The sequence below is a fragment of the Immundisolibacter sp. genome, assembly GCF_028696615.1.
In the GTDB taxonomy this organism is placed as follows: domain Bacteria; phylum Pseudomonadota; class Gammaproteobacteria; order Immundisolibacterales; family Immundisolibacteraceae; genus Immundisolibacter.
The window spans coordinates 1-5,325 of record NZ_JAQVGQ010000189.1 but is presented as its reverse complement, the minus strand read 5'-3'; the positions used below and the strand labels follow the sequence as shown (position 1 = coordinate 5,325).

6 protein-coding genes are annotated in these 5,325 nt (G+C 70.1%); all 6 read left to right on the top strand.

Annotated features, from left to right (window positions below; genetic code table 11):
• Positions 1-225, top strand: a 225-nt coding sequence (locus PHC73_RS11235; protein ID WP_300128119.1) for a type II toxin-antitoxin system HicB family antitoxin, incomplete at its 5' end; no start/stop codon positions are given.
• A 60-nt stretch (positions 226-285) separates the two neighbouring features.
• Positions 286-1,230, top strand: a complete 945-nt coding sequence (locus tag PHC73_RS11230; protein ID WP_300128116.1) for a hypothetical protein — start codon at positions 286-288, stop codon at positions 1,228-1,230.
• A 122-nt stretch (positions 1,231-1,352) separates the two neighbouring features.
• The gene (locus PHC73_RS11225; protein WP_300128113.1) at positions 1,353-1,574 is read left to right on the top strand and encodes a helix-turn-helix domain-containing protein; all 222 of its coding nucleotides are present in this window, start codon (positions 1,353-1,355) and stop codon (positions 1,572-1,574) included.
• Positions 1,575-1,689: 115 nt separating this feature from the next.
• Positions 1,690-4,455 carry a DUF927 domain-containing protein gene (locus PHC73_RS11220; protein ID WP_300128110.1) on the top strand — a complete coding sequence of 922 codons (2,766 nt, stop codon included), beginning with the start codon at positions 1,690-1,692 and terminating at the stop codon, positions 4,453-4,455.
• Between the two features lie 185 nt (positions 4,456-4,640).
• Complete coding sequence (locus PHC73_RS11215) at positions 4,641-5,009, top strand: hypothetical protein (RefSeq protein WP_300128108.1); 369 nt, start codon at positions 4,641-4,643, stop codon at positions 5,007-5,009.
• A gap of 9 nt (positions 5,010-5,018) precedes the next feature.
• Positions 5,019-5,325: hypothetical protein (locus tag PHC73_RS11210; RefSeq protein WP_300128105.1), on the top strand; the 307-nt coding region annotated here is incomplete at its 3' end.

The window sequence follows — 5,325 nt, the reverse complement described above, 5'->3', positions numbered from 1 at the left end:
GAGGGTGACAGCGTGGAAGCGCTGGAGCGTGCCTTTCGGGAATCCGTTGACGACTACCTCGCCCTGTGCAAAGAGCAGGCGCAGGCGCCGGACAAGCCGTTATCCGGGCAGTTCGTGGTGCGCATCGATCCCGAGCTGCACCGCAAGGCCGCCGTGGCCGCCGAGCGGGCCGGCAAAAGCCTGAACCGCTGGGTGGCGGACGCCATCGCGCACGAATCGGCATGAACATGCGCGCGGTTCTGCCGGCGCTAACCAAAGCAGCCTGACCCGCACTGGCCCCCGCGCGTGTCCAAGCTCCCCAACCGGGCCGCCGACGTCAACGCCCACCTCACCGGCCGCCAGCCCGCGCCAGACCGGCCCGCCGACACCCTGCCTGCACCACCGCCTGACCGCCCGCGCGCCAAGGCGCCAGCGCCCGCCGTGGTCGCCACGCCGCGCCCGCCTGCGTCGCCGCGGGCCACCGCCCGGCCGGCATGGATCGATCCCTACACCGTCCGCACTGCCAGCGACGGCCTCGATGAAGCGCTCGACTGCGCAAACTGGGTGCTGGACGTGCTCGAAGCCGCCTTCGACGCCCTGCCGCCAGACGGCGCCGCCGATGCCGCGGGCTTCGCCCTCGCCGTGTGGTGCCGCCTGCCCGGTCTGGGCACGCACCTGCCGCACTGGATAGCCGTGCACTTGGCCGTCAATCTGCGTCACCACGCCGTCGCCCGTGCCTTCGAGGCCGCCATCGACCATCACAACCTGCACGGCCTGCCCCTGCCGGAGCACCTGCGCGAATACGTCGCCCTGCGCGAGGAAGCCGTCACCGACTACACCCGGCGCCCACAAGGCGGCGACGCGTGGCGCCACGCCGCGCGCGACCGCGCCTTAACCCGTGCGGCCTACGACTGGCGCCTGACGCAGCCTGCCCACGACTGGCGCGCCGGCCACCCTGACCTTGCCGCTCCGTCCGCCTGCCTTGCCTGGACGATCAACCACCTGACCGACACGCTGGACCGCATCGCCAAGCGTTTCGGCAAGTGGCCGACCGACCCACCGAAAGAGCAGCAGTTCTTCCCCAGCGATGAACTGTGCGCCGCCCACGGCCTGCCCGTCTGCGACGATCAGGACGCACTGCTTCACCGCATCTACCCGCAGCACTTCCGCGGCCTGCTGATTGGCCACGTGGCTGCGCTGTGCCTCGACGAATGGGCGCGGCGTATCGCCGACGGTCCAGCGCCGATCTAGCCGCCCGACCCGGGCGGCGCCTTTATCACACCCGCGCCAGAAAGTCCAAAATCGAATCGCCGATTCGATTTTTTTCTTTCGGCTGCGCGTGACATTTACTGCATGGGCACCCGTTCCAGCCAATGGAGGCCCTTACAGTGCAATACCTAACCGACCGCCAACTCGCCGCCCGCTTCGCCGTGGGCAGAACCACAATTTGGAGATGGACACAGGAGGGCCGATTGCCGCCGGCCGTGCGCCTGTCGCCGGGCGTGACGCGCTGGCGGCTCTGCGACATCGAGATGTTCGAGGCGCGGCACGCCGCCGCCGAAGCCGCCGTCACCGCCACCCCGGCCCCGCGCTGAGGTCGGCATGGACGAAAAAAAACCCCGCACCGGCGGCAACCGGGGCGGGGTCATCGATCGACGTACACGCCACTCATTCAACCCCACCCGCACCGACCGCGCAAGCGCCGGCGCGGTGGACCCGGACGCCGCCCGCGCCGCGCTGGCCTGCATCCCGCCCGACCTGCCGCGCGAGGAGTGGGTCCGAGTGCTGGCCGCCAGCAAATCCGGCGGCATCTCGGAAGCCGAGGCGCGCGCATGGTCGGCCGGCGGGGCCACCTACGACGCGCGCGCGTTCAGCGACACGTGGCGCAGCCTGAACACCGACGGCGGCATCGGCCCCGGCACGCTGTTCTTCATCGCCAAGGAGCACGGCTACCGGCCCGACCCGTCGGCGCCGCGCCCGCTGCCACCGACGGCCGCCGAGCTGGCGCAGCGACAGGCTGATCGCAAACCAAAGCCGACGATCCCGCCCGATCCAGATTTCCTGCCCGCGGCGGTATGGGCACGCTCCCGGCCGGCTGCCGATCATTCGTACTGCACCGCTCGAAACGGCTTCATGGCCGGCCTTCGCGTGGTGCCAACCGGCGACCCGCTGCGCATCCAGCGCCAGACGCTCGACGGCTGGCTGGTGGCACCAGTGTGGCGGTATGGCTTCGACGATGGCGAGCCGGCCTCGCTCGTATTTATCGCCCCGGTCGAGGAAAACGCCCGCCTCAAGGCCGCCGGAATCAAGGCAAAGCTCAACCTCGCAGGCGTGCCGATCGATGGGTTTTTCGTCGTCGGCGAGTACGTGCCGGGTGCTGTCGTCTACGTGGTCGAGGGTCTCGCCAGCGCATGGGCGGCGCACCGCGCCACCAGCCGCGCCGCGGCCGTGACGTTCGGCTGGGGCAACGTGCGCAAGGTCATGCAGAAGTTGCGCGAGCGCGACGCGGACGCCCGCCCGGTCATCGTTGTGGACACGGGCAAAGAGGAGAAGGCCGCCGTGCTGGGGCGCGAGTTCGGCGTTCGGTGCATTTGCCTGCCGGGCGATTGGCCGCCCAACAGCGACATCGACGACTACGCGCGCGTACACGGTGACGACATGGCGCGCGATCTGCTGGAAGGCGCCACGGCCGAGCCGCCCACCGACACCCCGACGCCCACCGACACCCCGACGCCCGCCGATCCACCCGCCGCCGCGCCGCTGCCGGACCTGCTTGACACCTTCCCCTACGGTGGCGGCGCATTCGCAGTGCGCGATTCCGGAGTCTATTTCCAGCCGCCCGAAGACGCGAAAGACACCAAACCGCTGCGGCTGTCGGGTTACCTCGTGGTGCTCGCGATCGTTCGCAACAGCGAGAGCATGGAGTGGGGATTGTGGGTGGAATGGAGCGACCGGGACGGCGTCCGGCATAGCTGGGTGATTCCGGCCGAGCTGCTGGACGGCGACGGCGCCGAGGTGCGGCGCGCGCTGGCCCGCGGCGGCCTCGCCATGGCCTCCGGCCGCGCCGCGCGTGAACTGCTGCTGGCCTACCTCGCGGGCCACCCGACTACAGCCCGCGCCTGGTGCGTCAACACCACCGGGTGGCATCGGGGCGTCTACGTCGCCCCCGATCGCGTCTACGGCACGCCCGCCGACGGCGTGCCCGTTGTGCTGCAAACCGCTGGCACGCCCAGCACCGCGCCCAGCGTGGCCGGTACGCTCGCCGACTGGCGGCAGCACATCGCCGTGCCGGCGGCCGGCAACACTCGACTGGTGCTGGTCATCAGTGCCGCGTTCGCCGGCGCGCTGCTCGACGTGCTCGGCCTGGAGGGCGGCGGCCTGCACCTGCGCGGCGCTAGCAGCACCGGCAAGTCAACGGCTCTGGTCGCTGGTGCGTCGATCTTCGGCGACCCGGCCGTCGTGGTGCGCTCGTGGGATACGTCGCCGGCCGGCTTCGAGGCCATCGCCGCGCAACACAACGATTCCGCGCTATTCGCCGACGAGTCCGGGCAGTCCGACCCGCGAAACTTCGGCAAGACAGCCTACAAAATCACCAACGGAATCAGCGCCACGCGGGCCACCGGCAACGGAGGGGCGCGCCAGATCAAAACGTGGCGGCTGTTGCTGCTATCCACCGGCGAAATTTCGATGGCGGCGCACATGGCCACCGCCGGCCTTCGCCCGGCTGCCGGCCAGGAGCTGCGAGTCGCCGACATCGAGGCCGACGCCGGGGCCGGGCACGGCATCTTCGAGCACCTGCACGGCCACCCGCACGCCCGCGCGCTGGCCGACGCCCTGCGCGACGCCGCGGCGCGCTGCCATGGCACCGCCGGTCCCGCATGGCTGGAATGGCTGGCGGAGCATCGCCAGGCGATCACCGCCGACGCCCGCGCGTCGTTCGATCAATTCGTCGCCGCGGCGCTGACCAACACCGACGCCACCACCGCACAGGCCGGGCGCATGGCGCGCCGGTTCGGCGCCGTGGCCGTGGCTGGCGAGATGGCCACGCGCGCCGGCATCACCGGCTGGTCGCCCGGCGAGGCCATGCACGCGGCACACGTGTGCTTTGCGGCTTGGCTTGACGGATTTGGCCGCGTGCCGGCCGAAGAGCGGGCGCTATTGGACGGCGTGCGCGAGTTTCTGGAACGGTTCGGCAGCTCGCGGTTTCGGGACTTCTCGCACGCCGGGCACGTGGTGCAGCAGCTTGCCGGGTACTACCGGACCGACGATGACGAACGTGTCTATTTGTTCACTCGAACCGGCCTTGAGGAAGCCTGCCGGGGCGCCGACTTCAAGCGAGCAGTGGCCTTGCTGGTGGCGCGTGGCTGGATAAAGCCCGGCCCCGATGGCAAGCCTTCGAACTCCCTGCGCCCGGCCGGTCTGCCGAAGACGACTCGGCTTTATGAGATGACCGACGCGTGGGCTGCTCATGAGTGACAAACGCGAGCATGCCGTTTTTCGCGGTGACAACGGTGACACGGTGACACCGTTGTTTCTAAAAGCATTTTTATGTCACCGACTGTCACCGTGTCACCGCGCTGTTTCATCCCGTCGCACGCTCCCGGAACCCTTCCAACCGCCGCCAAACGCAGCACCGGCGCCATTTTTCCCAAGAGGCCAGCATGAAACCTGAGCAAATCATCAGCACCCTGACCGCCCACGGCGTCCACCTGACCCGCGACGCCGCGGGCGCCTTGCGCGCCGGTCCCGCCGCCGCCATCACGCCCGAGCTGGCCGTTTTGATCCGCAACCACCGCGCCGACCTGCTGGCGGCACTGGCGCCGCCGCCCGATCCGCTCGCGGTTCGTGAGTTCTTCGACGAGCGCGCCGCCGTGTTCGAGTTCGAGGCCGGCGTGACGCGCGAGGAAGCCGAGGCCGGCGCCCTGCGCCGCACCATCGAGCACTTCCGCCTGCCCGACCCCGGCGCGGGCGGCATCGAGGCCGTGCTCGCGGCCTTGGTGGCGCGCCAGCCTGATTCTTCGACCTGTTGAGGTGTCACCATGAACGAACAAAATCAAGGCGCCCTGACCCGCGTGCTCGCGGCGCTTCTCAACGAGATACGCCGCACCGCCGATTTCGAGGCCGACCGGCTCGCCCAAGAAACCGCAACGCGCGAAATGCGCCGTGCCAGGCGGGCGAACTGCGGCAACTGCCTGCACATCGAGCCGGCCACATGGGATTGGATGGAGCGCGCCGGCCGCACCCTTCCCAACGTGCGCGACTGGACCGGCTGGTGCACGGCACAAGCGCGCCCGCCGACCCGCAAGCCCGGAGATTCCACCGAGCGGCAGTTCGGCGACTCGCCCT